The sequence below is a fragment of the Segatella maculosa OT 289 genome (genome assembly GCF_000243015.1).
Taxonomy (GTDB): domain Bacteria; phylum Bacteroidota; class Bacteroidia; order Bacteroidales; family Bacteroidaceae; genus Prevotella; species Prevotella maculosa.
The window spans coordinates 141,807-158,577 of sequence record NZ_JH594500.1 but is presented as its reverse complement, the minus strand read 5'-3'; the positions used below and the strand labels follow the sequence as shown (position 1 = coordinate 158,577).

Below are 16,771 nucleotides of genomic sequence, written 5' to 3'. Positions count from 1 at the left end.
TGTGGCTGAAACGAGAACTTCGAATCCTTGGAATAGCTGCGTACAAGTGCCGAAAACGGTTTTTTATTTCTATTTGGTGCAGTCGCAAAGTGTTAAAAACAGACCAATAATATTTACAGAATATCTTACAAAGCATGCTTTATGACATCGCTCTTTTATGGGACCGCCTCAATAAAAACCTTGGTTTTATTTTGATTTATGGGCGAATTCCACTAACTTTGCATATCGGAATATACCACTCACCTTATAATATATAGAACAGTATGATCCTTTTTTTCAGAACTCAATCAAAGAGTGTGATTGCGACGGAAGTCGACCATCGGCCCAACTCCGATGAAATCAGCAGACTTAGCTGGCTTTATGGCGATGCAACGCTTGAAGAGGCCCAAGAACTTACGGGCTTTTTCGTAGGTCCGCGCCGCGAAATGATTACGCCATGGAGCACGAATGCCGTTGAGATTACGCAAAACATGAGTCTTAACGGCATTCTGCGTATCGAGGAATACTTCCCCGTTGACTCGGAAGACGCTGAATATGACCCTATGTTGCAGCGCATGTATCGGGGCATCGGGCAGGATATCTTCACGGTGAACCATGAGCCAGAGCCCATTAAATACGTGGACGACCTTGAAAAATACAATGAGGAAGAGGGGCTTGCATTGAGTAAAGACGAGATGGCATACCTGCATAAGCTGGAAAAAGAGAATGGAAGACCGCTCACGGACTCTGAAATATTCGGCTTTGCACAGATAAATTCAGAGCATTGTCGGCACAAAATATTCGGTGGTCAGTTTGTGATTGACGGCAAAGAAAAGGAGTCTTCGCTTTTCAACATGATTAAAAAGACCACCAAGGAGAACCCCAATAAGATTCTTTCTGCCTATAAAGACAACGTAGCTTTTGCCCAAGGACCGGTCATTGAGCAGTTTGCACCGGCCGACCAGAGCACAAGTGACTATTTCAAAGTCAAGGAAATAGAGAGCGTTATCTCGCTGAAAGCCGAAACACATAACTTCCCTACGACCGTAGAACCCTTCAACGGAGCAGCCACAGGAACAGGAGGTGAGATAAGAGACCGAATGGGAGGCGGTGTCGGTTCATGGCCCATAGCTGGGACTGCCTGCTATATGACGGCTTATCCACGCCTAAAAGACCACAATGGAAAGACCGATATGGAGCGCGATTGGGAAGACATCATGCCTGTTAGAAAGTGGCTTTATCAGAGTCCTGAACAGATATTGATCAAGGCTTCCAATGGAGCGAGCGACTTTGGAAACAAGTTTGGTCAGCCGTTGATTTGCGGATCGGTGCTCACTTTCGAGCATCAGGAGAACCAAGAAAAGTATGCTTACGACAAGGTTATCATGCTTGCAGGCGGTGTGGGCTATGGAAAGAAGTGCGATTGTCTGAAGAAAGAGCCACAGAAAGGCAATAAGATTGTCGTTGTAGGCGGTGACAATTATCGCATAGGTTTAGGTGGTGGCAGCGTTTCTTCTGTGGATACAGGTCGCTACAGCAACGGAATTGAACTGAATGCCATACAGCGTGCCAACCCCGAAATGCAGAAACGAGCTTATAACCTCGTGCGTGCTTTGGTTGAAGAAGACGAAAATCCTGTTGTTAGTATTCATGACCATGGCAGCGCAGGCCACTTGAATTGCCTTTCAGAATTGGTCGAAGAATGCGGTGGAGAGATAGACATGTCCAAGCTTCCGATTGGAGACAAGACCCTTTCGGCAAAGGAAATCATTGCCAATGAAAGCCAGGAACGCATGGGATTGCTCATAGATGAGAAGTATTTAGACCATGTTCAAAGGATTGCCGAGCGTGAACGTGCACCGATGTATGTGGTCGGTGAGACGACAGGTGATGCACATTTCTGTTTCAAGCAGGCTGATGGTGTGAAACCGTTTGACTTGGATGTGGCACAGATGTTTGGTCATACGCCGAAGACTGTCATGGTGGATGAAACCGTAGAACGCAGCTATGAGAATGTCAGCTACGCCGAAGATAAACTTGACGACTATCTGAATCGCGTGCTTCAATTAGAAGCTGTGGCCTGCAAAGACTGGTTAACGAATAAGGTTGACCGTTCAGTTACGGGAAAGATAGCCCGCCAACAGGGACAAGGTGAAATTCAATTGCCACTCTCCGACTGTGGAGTTGTGGCCTTGGATTACCGTGGAGAGAAAGGAATTGCCACTGCTATGGGGCATGCTCCGCAAGCAGGATTGGCCGATCCAAAGGCAGGAAGCGTGCTCTCTGTAGCCGAATCGCTGACCAATCTCGTGTGGGCGCCATTGGCAGAAGGCTTAGACAGTGTCAGTTTAAGTGCCAACTGGATGTGGCCTTGCCGCTCACAGAAGGGTGAAGATGCACGCCTATACGAAGGAGTTAAGGCATTAAGCGACTTCTGTTGCGCCATCCATGTGAATGTTCCTACAGGAAAAGACTCGCTTTCGCTGTCACAACAATATCCAAATGGTGAGAAAATCATTGCACCAGGCACTGTAATCGTCAGCGCAGGAGGTGAAGTCAGTGATGTAAAGAAGACGGTAAGCCCTGTATTAGTCAACGACAAGAACTCCAGTCTCTATCATATTGACTTCAGTTTTGACGAACAACATCTCGGAGGTAGCGCATTTGCACAGAGCCTTGGCAAGGTAGGCAGCGACGTTCCAACGGTAAAGAACCCCGAATATTTCGTAGATTGCTTCAATGCCGTACAGGAATTAATCCGCCGTGGGTGGGTAATGGCAGGCCATGACATCAGTGCCGGTGGTCTGATTACAACCTTATTAGAGATGACTTTCGCTAATAAAACGGGCGGCATGAACATCAATCTGCACGACATTGCAGGCAATGATCTCGTTAAAATGCTGTTTGCAGAGAACCCAGGTGTCGTTATTCAGGTGAGTGATTCACACAAGGCAGAACTCTTTGAATATCTCGATAATGAGGGAATAGGCTTTGCAAAGATTGGTTATCCTACGCCAAACAATCGTAAAATAACCGTAAAGAAGGACGAAAATGTGCATGAATTCGACATTGATGTACTGCGCGACACATGGTTTAAGACTTCTTATCTGCTTGATCGTGATCAAAGTTTCAACGGAATGGCAAAGAAACGCTTCACCAACTACAAGAAGCAAGCGATTGAATTGCAGTTCAACAGCAACTTCAAAGGCACTTTGGAAAGCTATGGTTTGACTGCCGGTCAGCGTCAATCTTCAGGCATAAAGGCTGCAATTATACGCGAAAAGGGAACCAATGGAGAGCGAGAAATGGCTTATACACTGTATTTGGCAGGCTTTGATGTTAAGGATGTCATGATGACTGACCTCATCAGTGGACGCGAAACGCTTGAAGATGTGAACTTCATCGTGTTCTGTGGTGGTTTCTCTAATAGCGATGTACTCGGCAGTGCAAAGGGTTGGGCAGGTGCATTCTTGTATAATCCGAAGGCAAAAGAGGCGCTCGACAGGTTCTATGCACGCGAAGACACGCTCAGTCTTGGTATCTGCAACGGTTGTCAGCTGATGGTGGAGCTCAACCTCATCAATCCGGAACACAAACATCGGAGCCATCTCTGCCACAACAACTCAAAGAAGTTCGAGAGTGCGTTCCTTGGCCTGACTATCCCGCGGAACCCAAGCGTGATGTTGCATAGTCTCAGTGGAAGCAAGCTTGGAATATGGGTTGCACATGGTGAAGGCCGTTTCTATTTGCCCGAACCGGAGGACCATTACAACGTCGTTGCCAAGTACAACTATGCCGAATACCCCGGTAATCCGAACGGGTCGGACTACAATGTGGCCGCCATTTGCTCTAAAGACGGTCGCCATTTGGCAATGATGCCGCACCCCGAGCGGGCCATCTTCCCTTGGCAGAACGCCTATTATCCGCTCAACCGCAAGCAAGACGAGGTAACACCGTGGATAGAGGCCTTTGTCAATGCACGCAGATGGGTTGAAGAAAAGACAAACAAGTAATCGTGACACGAGAGTAGGAATGTATCTAACCTTGTTCAAAACATTCTTCAAGATTGGCATAGTCACCTTCGGGGGTGGCTATGCCATGATTTCCATGATTGAAGAAGACGTTGTCCGCAAGCATCAATGGGTCGATAAAGAAGAGTTTCTCGACTTGCTTGCCATTGCACAGAGCTGTCCCGGCGTCTTTGCTATCAACATCAGCACCTTCATTGGCTATAAGATTCGTAAGACACGCGGGGCTGTTTGCACGGCTTTGGGGACCGCCCTTCCTTCCTTCATCATCATTCTGCTCATTGCGATGTTCTTCCATCGTTTCCAAGACAACCGTATTATTGCCGCTATGTTTGCAGGTATTCGGCCGGCCGTGGTGGCCTTGATAGCCGCTCCCACCTTTTCTTTGGCCAAGAGTGCGCACATCAATAAGGCCAATTGCTGGATTCCAATCGGTGGAGCCTTAGCGATATGGTTGCTCGGCGTGAATCCCATCTGGGTGATTATAGCGGCCGGAGCAGGCGGTTTCGTCTATGGGAAATACATGAAATCAACCGAATAAACACCCTGTTATGGTTTTTCTGCAACTCTTCATCGCATTCTTTGAAATCGGTCTCTTTGGCTTCGGTGGCGGCTATGCCATGATATCGCTGATACAAGGCATGGTGGTTACGCGCTTCCATTGGCTCACCATCAGCGAATTCACCAACGTCATCGCTATCAGCCAGATGACTCCCGGGCCAGTAGGCATCAACACAGCCACCTATTGCGGCTATACTGCCGTACACAATGCCGGCTATTCCACAGCAGTCTCCGTGCTCGGCTCGGCCACGGCCACTTTTGCTCTGGTGCTTCCTACGTTCATCTTGATGATACTCATCAGTAAGATGTTTATGAAATACATGCACACCGACACCGTGCAGAGCGTCTTCGCGGGCTTGCGTCCGGCAGTGGTGGGTCTGTTGGCAGCCGCTACACTTCTGCTGATGACGCCCGAGAACTTCTCAACCCCCGACGACCCTTGGACCTTTTGGGTGAGCATCGTTATCTTCCTTGCCACTTTCATCGGCACGAAAGTCATGAAAATCAATCCGATTCTGATGATCGGTTGTGCCGCGCTCGTAGGTTTGATATTGCTTTACTGACAATACCTCTTGGACTTATATAAGACATGTTCGGTGTAGTCCTACTTTACATCACATGTAGTCCTACTTTAGATGCGATGTAGTCCTACTTTACATCACATGTAGTCCTACTTTAGACAACGTCCGTCTCAATTGAATGATAAAAATAGATTAAAAGAAGGGCGAAATAAAGAGCATATTCGACAGAATGATGTAATTTTGCTTCATCAAACAAACAGTTATCAAACTTAACGATAAATATAAGCAAAATGAAGAAAATCAGAGCAGCCGTAGTGGGCTATGGAAATATCGGCCACTACACCATCGAGGCGCTGGAAGCCTCTCGTGACTTTGAAATTGCAGGCGTCGTCCGTCGTCAAGGAGATAAGGACAAGCCTGCAGAACTGGCAGCTTATGCCGTTGTCGACGACATTGAGAAACTGAAAGACGTTGACGTAGCCATACTCGCAACACCGACCCGCAGCTGTCCCGAATACGCTGCGAAGATTACTGCGCTGGGCATCAACACCGTCGACAGCTTCGATATCCACACTTCTATCCTCGACTATCGCACGAAGCAGATGGAGAACAATAAGAAGACCCATACCGTTAGCGTGATTTCAGCCGGCTGGGACCCCGGTTCCGACTCTGTGGTGCGCGTGCTAATGGAAAGTCTTGCGCCGAAAGGACTCACCTATACGAACTTTGGTCCGGGCATGTCGATGGGGCATTCGGTGTGCGTGCGCAGTAAGGAGGGCGTCAGGAATGCCCTTTCCGTAACCATACCGCTGGGCGAAGGCATTCATCGGCGCATGGTATATGTGGAGCTTGAAGACGGAGCAAAGCTCGAAGACGTGACCGCTGCCATCAAGGCCGACCCTTATTTCGCACACGATGAAACGCATGTGTTTGCCGTCGCTTCTGTCGACGACGTGCGCGATATGGGCCATGGTGTGCACCTCGTTCGCAAAGGTGTTTCAGGGCAGACGCAGAACCAGCGACTGGAGTTCAACATGAGCATCAACAACCCCGCACTCACGGCTCAGGTGCTCGTCAATGTGGCACGTGCTTCAATGCGCCTGCAGCCGGGTTGCTACACGATGCCCGAGATACCCGTCATCGACCTGCTTCCCGGTACACGCGAAGAGATCGTTGCAACATTGGTATGAAGTCGTTCTCGAAATAGAATGTAATTATCGAAAAATAAGAAATGTCGGGCCTTCCCTCACTGGGAGGCCCGCATTTTTTTATCTCATGCCAAACTTTCTCCCGCATGTTTGAATATAATTAAACAGAAATGCTTATCTTTGCAGCGTTAAATCAGAATATAATCAGCACATGGACGATTATCACGCGGAAACATTTGCTTTGCAGGCGTGAGGTTTAGCCGGAAGCTAATCCCCACACCTTATTAATTAACGGAGATTAGCGACAATGAGAAACTATTGGAACATCAACGAGAATCTGAGTGCCATCAAGGAATGGCAACCCAACTGCTGGATACAGGTCACATGTCCTACGGACGAGGACCAAGAGTATTTGGAAGACACTTTCCATATCCCCGACTATTTCCTTTCAGACATCAGCGATACCGACGAGCGTGCCCGCTATGAATACGACGACGGCTGGATGCTCATCATCTTGCGTATCCCTTATGTCAAGGAAGTGCGCTCACGTACGCCCTATACTACGGTCCCATTGGGTATTATTCACAAGCGCGATGTCACCATCACGGTGTGCTACTACGAAACGAATATGATGATAGACTTCGTGAGTTATCAGCAGAAGCGGCGCGAAGGCTTCACCGACTACGTCGACCTCATCTTTCGACTGTTCCTGTCGAGTGCTGTTTGGTATCTGAAACGCCTGAAACAAATCAGTGCGCTCATCGAAAAGGCCAAGCATAACCTTGACCAAGGCGTTAACAACGAAAGCCTGATCGGACTAAGCCGCTTACAGGATTCGCTTACTTACTTCATTACCTCTATCCGCGGCAATGAGAACCTATTGCAAAAGCTGAAGTTCAAACTGCAGGTGGACGAACTCGATGCCGACCTCATCGAAGACGTGAGCATTGAGATGACGCAGGCCAGAGAAACGACAAGCATTTACTCGGATATTCTCGAGTCGACAATGGAAACCTATTCGAGCATCATCAACAACAACATGAATACCGTGATGCGTACGCTGACTTCCGTGAGCATTATCATGATGTTTCCTACGCTCATTTCTAGTCTGTTCGGCATGAATCTCGTCAACGGCATGGAGTCAAGTCCTTTCGGCTTTGCCATTGCATTGATTATCTCTGTTGTCGTTTCGGGAGCATCTTGGTGGATTTTGCGCTATAAACGCTTGCTATAGGTCCGGAATAAGAAAAAATATATGTTTTAATTAGGATTTCCCGTTTTTTTTATTTAAGTTTGCATAACGTTAAATATTGCAATGATGCAATGAAAAACCGGAAATAGAAACTAAACCAATGAAATAATGGACGCTCAAGAAAATGCCCTCATGGAGGGAAAATTAAGTGAAGAACAACTGACAGAAGCTCCCGTGGAAGCATGTGATGCCCCGGAAAGCAATGCCAAACCCCGAAACTACAAAAGCAAAGCTGAGATTGTAGAACGCCTGAAAGAAATCGTAGGCAACGGGGAAAATCCTACCAAAGAAGAGCTCGACCACTTGAAAACGACGTTCTACAAGCTACATATCGCCGAACGAGAGAGTAAGCAAAAGGCTTATCTTGAATCGGGAGGCGATCCGGACAAGTATGTGTTGACACCCGATGAGGACGAAGAAGTGTTCAAAGCCGAGATGGGAGTCATCAAAGAACGAAGGGTAAAACTGTTCTTGGAGCAAGAGGCCGAGAAGCAAGAGAACCTGCAGAAGAAGCTCGATATCATCGAGACAATCAAGAATATGGCAATCTCGCCCGAGGAAGCCAACAAGAACTATAATGCATTCAAGGAGCTGCAGCAGCAATGGAAAGATATAAAAAGCGTTCCGGCAGACAAGGCCAACGAGTTGTGGCGCAACTATCAGCTCTATGTGGAGCAGTTCTATGACCAGCTTCACCTCAACCGTGAAGCCCGCGAATATGATTTCAAAAAGAACTTGAGCATCAAGACGCAGTTGTGTGAAGCTGCGGAGAAACTGGCGACAGAAAACGATGTCATCAGTGCTTTCCATCAGCTGCAAGAACTGCACCAGCAATATCGTGAAACGGGGCCGGTAGCCAAAGAGTTAAGAGAAGAAATATGGGCGCGTTTCAAGGCCGCCTCGACCATCATCAACAAGCGACATCAGCAACACTTTGAGGAACTTCGTGCTAAAGAAGAAGAAAACCTGAAGCGCAAGACCGAACTCTGCGAACAGGTGGAGGCGATTGTGCAAGGCGAGTATACGCATGCAAGTGATTGGGAAAAACAAACAAAAGAAATCATCGGTATACAGGCCGAATGGAAGAAGATAGGCTTTGCGCCACAGAAAATGAACGTAAAAATATTCGAGCGTTTCCGTGCTGCATGCGACAGTTTCTTCGCGCAAAAGGCTGCCTTCTTCAAAAACATGAAACAGGTTTTTAATGAGAATATTGCTAAGAAGCAGGCACTTGTGGAGCAGGCAGAAGCCCTGATGGACAGCACAGATTGGAAGAGCACTTCCGACAAGATGATTGCTTTGCAGAAGGAATGGAAGACCATTGGCGCCGTTCCTAAAAAGGTGGGCGATGAATTGTGGGACAAATTTCTTACGGCCTGCAACAAGTTTTTTGAGGCACGTAATGCCACCAATGCCGGAACGCGCAATGAAGAGCATGCCAATCTTGACAAAAAGAAAAACATCATCGCCCAACTGAAAGAACTTGCAACAGGAGTCGCCGACGATTTACAAGCAAAAGTACAATCGTTGGTCGAAGAATATAATACTGTGGGGCATGTTCCCTATAAAGAGAAAGACAAACTCTATCAAGAATATCATGAGATTCTCGATAAACTCTATAACGACTTGCATATCTCCGTCGCAAAGAAACGCCTTGATAATTTCAAGAACAACTTGAAGAATGTTGCAAAACGAGGCGAGGAAGCACTTGACAATGAACGTGCCCGCTTGATGCGTCGATATGAGGGAATGAAACAAGAAATCAATACCTATGAAAACAATCTTGGTTTCTTGAATGCAAGCAGCAAAAAGGGAAATAGTCTGATTGAAGAAATGAATCACAAGGTACAGAAACTCAAGGACGACATGGAGTTTGTCAAACAAAAAATCAAGGCCATTGATGCCGAGAATAAATAAAATGTAATAGGAGACGCATCTTTCCCGCTGCGTCTCTTTTTCTTTTATGGGCTAAACATCGAATAGAAAAGATGTTTATAGATGGATTTTAAATATTGACGGGCAAGCCCCATCGAGGTTTCGTTTCTGAAAGGGCAGGATTGGCATGTAATACCTACCCTGTCTACACAGATATACGCACGAAACCAATGCTACCTACATTCCGTAGGCTTTAGACACCCAACCCTCCCAAAGAGAGGGAGCTTAAGCTTGCGCGCTAACCATAATTATGGATCATGAATCATGAATTATGAATTATGAATTATGAATTAATTCCCCCCTCCCGTTCTCCTTTTTTCAAGAGGTAGTCACAGCCCCTCTCTCCGGGAGAGTTGAAACAGGTGTCGGGAAGAGTAAAATTTCTTCCCGCAAAGAAATTTCACCTCTCTCGCAAAGCCATTTATTTTTGTAACTAATCTCAGCCATTTTACACGGCAATCTCAGCCATATTGAACGGCGAAATGGCTGAGATTACAAGATAAAACGGCTGGAATCAAGCTGCAAAAAGGCTGAGACGAATTCGCCGATGCCCGCTTCCGTTTAGTTAATATAGACTAAAAGGAGCAGTCGCCATTCGTCTTTCAGCAAACTTTAGCTATCTTTACATACACAAAAAATAATGAGTAGCATCAATCATTCCAAACGGAAAGTCTTTTTATTTTAATTACCTCCAGCACTATGGCCCTTCGCAAGAACATTATTTTCGCATTGCTTTCGCTCTTTTTCATACCCGCTGTTGCGCAAGTGAAGCAGATAAAAAATCCCTACGGTTATCTTTACTGTCACATGAGCCGAAAAGGCGAATGGACGGCCTTTGCCTTGAGCAGAGACGGCATCAATTGGCACGACCTCAACAATGGTAATGAGGTTTATAACACGCGGCGTTTTTCGGAAATAGAGGGCGGAGCGCGTGATGCTTATATCAACCGAGCGGCCGATGGGAAAGGGTTTGTGATGGTAACTACTGATATGTGCAACCGAAAGAGCCGTCAGTGGCTGAACTATGGCATCAACTTGCTGCGCTCAAACGACCTTATTCATTGGTCGGCCGTGACGTTTGACTTCCGAAAAGGGCCCGAAATCTTCTGTGATAAGACTTCGCCCGACTTCTATAAAGACTATCGCAGTATCCAAAGAGTATGGGCTCCGCAGGTTGTATGGGATAAAAACCACGTCTGGGAAGACGGGAAACGAGGCGGATATTTCATCTATTATTCGTTGCTGAATAAGAATGAAGACAAATACGACCGCGTATTCTACTCCTATGCCGACCGTTCTTTCACCCGCATCACCAAGCCTAAACTGCTTTTCGATTGGGGTTATGCCACGATTGATGCCGATATTGTGTGGGTAGAGGCTGACAGAAAATGGCACATGATGATTAAAAAGGAAGGAGGCAAGCGAGGTATCTTCACTACGCAAGCCTCACATCTGACAGGGCCTTGGCCTGCACCCGACGAAAACGACTATGTCAGCTTCGAAGGCAACAAGCAATGTGAGGGAGCATCAGCCTTTCGGATTGCAGGAGAAAAGGGATGGCGCGTTGGCTACGTGGAATATTCCTCCTCACCAACCAAATATCGCATCTGTCAAGCTGATGAAAAGCTGCAAAACTTCCATTCGCCGCAGGACATCAAAGGCGTTGCCGACCCGCAACATGGCTCTTTCCTTGCATTAACAAAGAAAGAATACGAGCGGTTGGAAAACTATTGGAACAACAAGAAGAACTGATTGAACACAGCAAATAGATGCTTATACAATATATTATAGTCGGAGTCATTATATGCATTGCGGTTGCTTTCATTGCCGTGAAAGCCTATCGGTCTGTGAAACAGAACATCAGATGCAAGGACTACAAGTGTGCCGGCTGTGCATTCTACGATAAATGCAAGAAAACGCAAAAAAGATAACGGCCTATTTCCGACTTCTATAATTGACGACCTGCTCGATATACTGCTCATGTTGCTCATCATGCATCTTGGCGAGCCTTTGTTTGATGACGAAGCCCATGAAAAGCCTGACAAGTCCGAAGAGAAGTGCCCCGCCGATAGCGAACAATATTGCCGCATAGCGCCCAAATGGGAGTTTGCTTACGGGAAACAGCGATGCAATGAAAATCGGAGTAACCACAAAGATGCCTAAAAGCGTCAGATGACTTTTCTCGCTTCCCATGCTGTCGAGAACGGATTGTTTGTCGAACAAATAGGACAGCAGCGACTCCTTGGTCACACCGTAGTCTTTCATTTGCGGAAAGTCCGGCGCATCTCCCCACGTGTTGATTATTCTATAAACCATTTGCTGCAAGTCGTCAACCTTCCGTGCAGGCTCATTCAGTCTAAAACTCATCTTTCTCTATAGTCTGGTCTCACTTCATATCAATAAAAAAAGAAAGCAGTGCTCTGATAAGCCGGGTTTTGTATCCGTCAAAAGAAACGGAGCCCTGTCATTTATCTAATCCGCAAGTCGCCCTGCGGCTTAAGCATTCTACCCTTCGCAGCGATTAAAGAAATCGTTCAGGCGGACAACCTTCTATCTGCGATATACATGAACTTGCAGCCTCCAGCAGACACGGCCCGACGATCACCCGCCGGCCGGTGGTCTCTTACACCACCTTCTCACCCTTACCATGAAGCGAATAACAGGATTATCCGGTCAAACGCTTGGCATGGCGGTTATTTTCTTCTGTCTGAACCTACTGTTGCCAATAGCTTCCATTTTCAGAAGTGGAGCGTCCTATGCTGCCCGGACTTTCCTCTCGCACGTTAAATCATGCCAGCGACAGTGCCTGAGCACTGCTTTCCGTGTGCAAAGATAGCAGAAAAAGCGTGGCTGACAAAACAATTGGGTGGTTTTTATCTTTCTATGGGCATATCAAAAGCAAGTTGAAAGATAAGTAGAGCCTATTTGGCGCTATGTGTTTTCGTCAATATAGTTCATGATTTCTTCCAAATTATCGGGCTGGAACCATCGCGTTTTCGGGTCGCGTTTGAACCAAGTGAGTTGTTTCCGCATGTATTGCCGCGTATTCGACTGTATCTGCCGAATAGTTTCTTCCAACGTGAGCAGGCCATCGAGGTAAAGAAAGGTTTCTTTGTAGCCCACGGTGTTGAGGGCATTGCATTCACGATAGGGATAAACACGCTTACATTCGTCAATCAAACCGTGGTCGAACATGGTCGTGACACGTGCGTTGATTCTTTCATAAAGCTCGCTTCGGTCTCTATTGAGTCCTATCTTCAGTATCTTGAACGGTCGTTCTTTGTTCTTCTGTGTGCGGAACGACGTATAAGTCTTTCCCGTCATGTAGCATATTTCAAGTGCATGTACCACGCGACGGGGGTTCTTTCGGTCTACAATATGATAGTGTTCGGGGTCTAAGACTTTGAGTTCTTCAACGAGACGGGGCAGTCCTTCTTCAGCCAACTTCCTTTTCAGTAGCTCGCGTGTCTCGGGGTCTACGGTTGGAATATCGTCGATTCCGTTGCATACGGCATCAATATACATCATGCTTCCGCCTGTCAGCAGCAGGGTATCGTGCCCTTGATGAAACAGTGTTTCGATGAGTTGCAACGCTTCCTCTTCATATTTTGCCGCACTGTAATCATCTTTTACCGTGCGGATTCCCACGAAGTAATGAGTGACCTCGCGTTGTTGTTCTTGGGTCGGAGCTGCAGTCCCGACGGGAATCTCAGCATAGATTTGTCGTGAATCAGAGTTGATGATGGGCGAATTCACGTGCCGGGCCGCCTTGATGCAAAGTTCTGTCTTCCCTACCCCCGTAGGTCCAAGGACAACAACGAGCGTCTTCATTATCTGATGATGCCCCGTTGGGAAGCCTCAACGAAATCGATGATGTATTGGATTTCGGGCGTTACTTTAAGGTTTTTCTTGATTTCCTCGATACCTTCTTTCAGTATGCCTTTCGAGTAGAGCAACCTGTAGGCCTCATGAATGGTATCAATCAGTTCATTACTGAAGCCGCGGCGGCGAAGTCCTACCAAGTTGACACCACAATACTTCGTGGGGTCTTTTCCGGCAATGATATATGGTGGAATATCCTGACTGAAACGGCAACCTCCTTGTATCATGACATAACCGCCAATTCGGCAAAACTGGTGGGTCAAAACGGCCGCACTGATAATGGCATTGTCGTCTATGTTAACCTCACCTGCGAATTTAGTTGAGTTTCCGATGATACAATTGTTCCCCAACACGCAGTCGTGGGCTATGTGCATGTTCTCCATCAGCAGGTTATTGTCGCCGATGAGGGTCGAACCTTTGGAAGCCGTGCCACGAGAAATCGTCACGTTTTCACGGATACTGTTGTTATTTCCGATTTGACAAGTGGTGACTTCTCCCCTAAATTTCAAATCCTGTGGCTTTGTAGAGATGCTTGCACCGGGGAATATCTCGTTCCCGTTGCCGATGCGTGCACCGATATTGATGGTCACACTGTTTTGAAACACGTTGTCATTTCCGATAACCGTGTCACGATCGATATAGCAGAAAGGGCCGATGATATTGTTTTCACCGATTTTAGCCTCGGGATGAACAAAGGCAAGCGGACTGATTTGATTCATATCTACCTGAATAGGATTATTTGTTTTTTACAATCTGTGCCGTGAATGTCGCTTCTGACACGACCTGATCACCGACAAACATATAGCCTTTCATGGAACTGATGCCATGACGCACTGGGGCCAGCAACTCTACTCTGAACAAAAGCGTGTCACCGGGAACGACCTTTTGGCGGAACTTCACGTCATCTATCTTCAAGAAGTAGGTAGAATAGCGCTCCGGCTCTTCTAATTGGCCAAGAACCAAAAGGCCGCCACATTGTGCCATAGCCTCTATCTGAAGCACCCCCGGCATCACGGGTTCGTTGGGAAAGTGACCTTGAAAGAAAGGTTCGTTGGCCGTTACGTTCTTCACGCCTACAATGCTCGTCGGTCCCATTGCCGTTATCTTGTCGACCAGCTGCATGGGATAACGATGAGGGAGCAATTCGCGAATGCGTTTGTTGTCCATGATGGGCACTTCGTTGGGATCGTAAATCGGAGCCTGCACTTCATGTTTACGAATTTCCTTTCTCATCAGTCTGGCAAACTTGTTGTTGATAGTGTGTCCCGGCCGGGTTGCGACAATCCTTCCCTTGATAGGCTTACCGATGAGGGCCATATCGCCGATGATGTCAAGCAGTTTATGGCGCGTGCATTCGTTTTCCCACATCAAAGGCTTATGCTGAATATATCCGATCTTCGTGGCATCCATGCGCGGCACCTTCAGCACATCGGCCAATTGGTCCAATTGTTCTTGGCTCACCTCGCGTTCATAGATGACAATGGCATTGTCAAGGTCTCCTCCTTTGATGAGGTTGGCCTCCAACAGTGGCATGATGTCGCGCACAAAGACAAATGTCCTTGCGGCCGCTATCTCCGTATCGAAGGTTGTCATGTCCTCAAGTGTGGCAAACTGACTGTTGATGAACTTGGAGTTGAACGAACACATGGCCGTGAGACTGAACTGATCGTCGGGGAGAATCGTGATGACTGACCCCGTGTTCTCGTCTTTCACCTCTATTTTATGCCGAATGATGTAATAATCTTTTGTCGCATTCTGCTCGACAAGACCTATTTCCTTGATTTTTTCTATATACATGGCGGCCGAACCGTCAAGAATAGGGAACTCTGGTCCATTGACTTGTATCAGACAGTTGTCTATGCCCGAGGCATAGAGTGCTGCCATTCCGTGTTCTATCGTCGAGACACGGACATCGCCTTTGGCAAGAACCGTTCCGCGTTGCGTGTCGACAACGTTCTCTGCCACGGCATCAATGATGGGCTGGTCTTCAATATCGATGCGTTGGATTTTATATCCTGTATTCTCAGGTGCAGGATTGAAGGTCACCGTGAGGTTCAGTCCCGTGTGCAATCCTTTCCCAAAGAGAGAGAAACTTCCTTTCAGTGTTGTCTGCTTTTTAGCTTCCATATCCTATGATCTTTGTTTCTTGATTTCTTCGATTTCTTTTTTAAGGGCATTCAGCTCCTTATACATTTCCGGCAAACGCTGGAACAGAGCCTGCGATTTGAAGTAAGGGAGCTTCTCCATTGGGGGGGTCCCGATCAGGGCCTGATTGCTTTTGAGACTTCCCGGCACCCCGCTTTGTGCGCCAAGGAATACCTTATCGCCAATCTCGATATGGCCGGCAACGCCAACCTGACCGCCAAACATGCACCACTTGCCAATCTTTGTGCTTCCGGCAACGCCTACTTGGGCCGACATCACCGTGTTTTCGCCCACCTCTACATTGTGTCCTATCTGCACGAGATTGTCCAACTTCACGCCTTTATGGATTTTAGTGCTGCCCATTGTCGAACGGTCTATGCAACTATTGGCCCCGATTTCCACGTTATCGCCAATCTCAACAGTCCCTATTTGCGGTATCTTGTCATATCCGTCGCCATTCGGTGCAAAGCCAAAACCATCGGCCCCAATCACGCTCCCTGCATGAATAGTCACGCAATTGCCTATCTTCACGCCCACATACAAGGTCACATTCGGATAGATGATGCAGTCGTTGCCCACCGTCACTTGCTCACTGATGACAACATTCGGATAAATCTGACAACCGTCGCCGATGACAACACCGTCGCCGATATAGGCAAACGGCCCGACATACACGTCCTTACCGAGCTTTGCCGAGGCCGAAATAAAAGCCAAACTGTCGATTCCTGTCTTCTTTTGACGCATACCATTCTCATACAATTGCAGGAGTTTTGCCACGCAATCACGTGCATTTGCCACCTTGATAATAGTTGTATGAACCGGCTTTTCGATAGTTATACTCTCGTCAACAAGCACGATTGTCGACTTTGTTTCATAAAGATAGTGAATATATTTAGGGTTGGCAAGGAATGAAATGGCACCGGCAACGCCTTCTTCTATCTTGGCAAAAGCGTTCACGGTTGCATTCTCATCGCCCTCGATATGTCCTTGAATAAGCCGGGCAATCTGCTTTGCTGTAAATTCCATATCTATGTCTTGTTCTAAAATATTTTGCAAATATAGCAAAATTAATCCATAACGGAGCAGATATGGCCAATATTTTGAAGTATCTGTAAAACTTTTCTCTACATAAGGGTTCATTATTTAATATAAAGGTGTATCTTTTTGGAGACATATTTTATATTTTCTTCCCGAAAAACTTGCAAAGGGGGTGCAAGATTTTGTATCTTTGTAGAAGACAGGCTGCACTCGGCAATCCGAAAACAAGCTTTCATTGCACTCGCTTGCACTGTCTTTGTAGAAGACAGGCTGCACTCGGCA

The 16,771-nt window shown here is 47.0% G+C and carries 12 protein-coding genes, 1 other RNA gene and 1 pseudogene; 7 read left to right on the top strand and 7 right to left on the bottom strand.

Features of this window, described 5'->3' with window-relative positions; all coding sequences use genetic code 11:
* Nucleotides 1–263: 263 nt before the first annotated feature.
* From purL to HMPREF9944_RS00510, 7 genes are all read left to right on the top strand, one after another.
* Complete coding sequence (purL, locus tag HMPREF9944_RS00540; protein ID WP_008563704.1) at nt 264–3,992, top strand: phosphoribosylformylglycinamidine synthase; 3,729 nt, start codon at nt 264–266, stop codon at nt 3,990–3,992.
* Nucleotides 3,993–4,011: 19 nt separating this feature from the next.
* Nucleotides 4,012–4,548 (top strand): chromate transporter, encoded by a 537-nt coding sequence (locus tag HMPREF9944_RS00535; RefSeq protein WP_008563703.1) that lies wholly within the window; start codon nt 4,012–4,014, stop codon nt 4,546–4,548.
* Between the two features lie 10 nt (nt 4,549–4,558).
* Nucleotides 4,559–5,131: a chromate transporter gene (locus HMPREF9944_RS00530; protein WP_008563702.1), complete on the top strand. Its 573-nt coding sequence runs from the start codon at nt 4,559–4,561 to the stop codon at nt 5,129–5,131.
* A gap of 248 nt (nt 5,132–5,379) precedes the next feature.
* Complete coding sequence (locus HMPREF9944_RS00525) at nt 5,380–6,279, top strand: diaminopimelate dehydrogenase (protein ID WP_008563701.1); 900 nt, start codon at nt 5,380–5,382, stop codon at nt 6,277–6,279.
* Between the two features lie 265 nt (nt 6,280–6,544).
* Entirely contained in the window at nt 6,545–7,471 is a 927-nt protein-coding gene (locus HMPREF9944_RS00520) for a magnesium transporter CorA family protein (RefSeq protein ID WP_008563700.1), read from the top strand.
* A gap of 126 nt (nt 7,472–7,597) precedes the next feature.
* Complete coding sequence (locus tag HMPREF9944_RS00515) at nt 7,598–9,406, top strand: DUF349 domain-containing protein (RefSeq protein ID WP_008563699.1); 1,809 nt, start codon at nt 7,598–7,600, stop codon at nt 9,404–9,406.
* Nucleotides 9,407–10,123: 717 nt separating this feature from the next.
* Nucleotides 10,124–11,176: a glycoside hydrolase family 43 protein gene (locus tag HMPREF9944_RS00510; protein ID WP_008563698.1), complete on the top strand. Its 1,053-nt coding sequence runs from the start codon at nt 10,124–10,126 to the stop codon at nt 11,174–11,176.
* A 183-nt stretch (nt 11,177–11,359) separates the two neighbouring features.
* On the opposite strand, the gene HMPREF9944_RS00505 is transcribed toward HMPREF9944_RS00510, so the two are convergent.
* The 7 genes and pseudogenes from HMPREF9944_RS00505 to HMPREF9944_RS13185 form a co-directional block, all read right to left on the bottom strand.
* The gene (locus HMPREF9944_RS00505) at nt 11,360–11,791 is read right to left on the bottom strand and encodes a hypothetical protein (protein ID WP_008563696.1); all 432 of its coding nucleotides are present in this window, start codon (nt 11,789–11,791) and stop codon (nt 11,360–11,362) included.
* A 41-nt stretch (nt 11,792–11,832) separates the two neighbouring features.
* Nucleotides 11,833–12,241, bottom strand: an RNA gene (gene rnpB / locus HMPREF9944_RS12495) — RNase P RNA component class A.
* 114 nt (nt 12,242–12,355) lie between these two features.
* Nucleotides 12,356–13,255, bottom strand: a complete 900-nt coding sequence (gene miaA, locus HMPREF9944_RS00500; RefSeq protein ID WP_008563694.1) for a tRNA (adenosine(37)-N6)-dimethylallyltransferase MiaA — start codon at nt 13,253–13,255, stop codon at nt 12,356–12,358.
* A complete protein-coding gene (gene lpxA / locus HMPREF9944_RS00495; protein WP_008563692.1) occupies nt 13,255–14,025 on the bottom strand; it encodes an acyl-ACP--UDP-N-acetylglucosamine O-acyltransferase in 771 nt (256 codons plus the stop codon). Before lpxA ends, miaA begins: the two co-directional genes overlap by 1 nt.
* Before the next feature lie 16 nt (nt 14,026–14,041).
* Complete coding sequence (locus HMPREF9944_RS00490; protein ID WP_008563690.1) at nt 14,042–15,433, bottom strand: bifunctional UDP-3-O-[3-hydroxymyristoyl] N-acetylglucosamine deacetylase/3-hydroxyacyl-ACP dehydratase; 1,392 nt, start codon at nt 15,431–15,433, stop codon at nt 14,042–14,044.
* A gap of 3 nt (nt 15,434–15,436) precedes the next feature.
* The gene (gene lpxD / locus HMPREF9944_RS00485; RefSeq protein ID WP_025830263.1) at nt 15,437–16,477 is read right to left on the bottom strand and encodes a UDP-3-O-(3-hydroxymyristoyl)glucosamine N-acyltransferase; all 1,041 of its coding nucleotides are present in this window, start codon (nt 16,475–16,477) and stop codon (nt 15,437–15,439) included.
* 113 nt (nt 16,478–16,590) lie between these two features.
* Nucleotides 16,591–16,771 (bottom strand): annotated as a pseudogene (locus HMPREF9944_RS13185) (hypothetical protein); the annotation flags it as partial.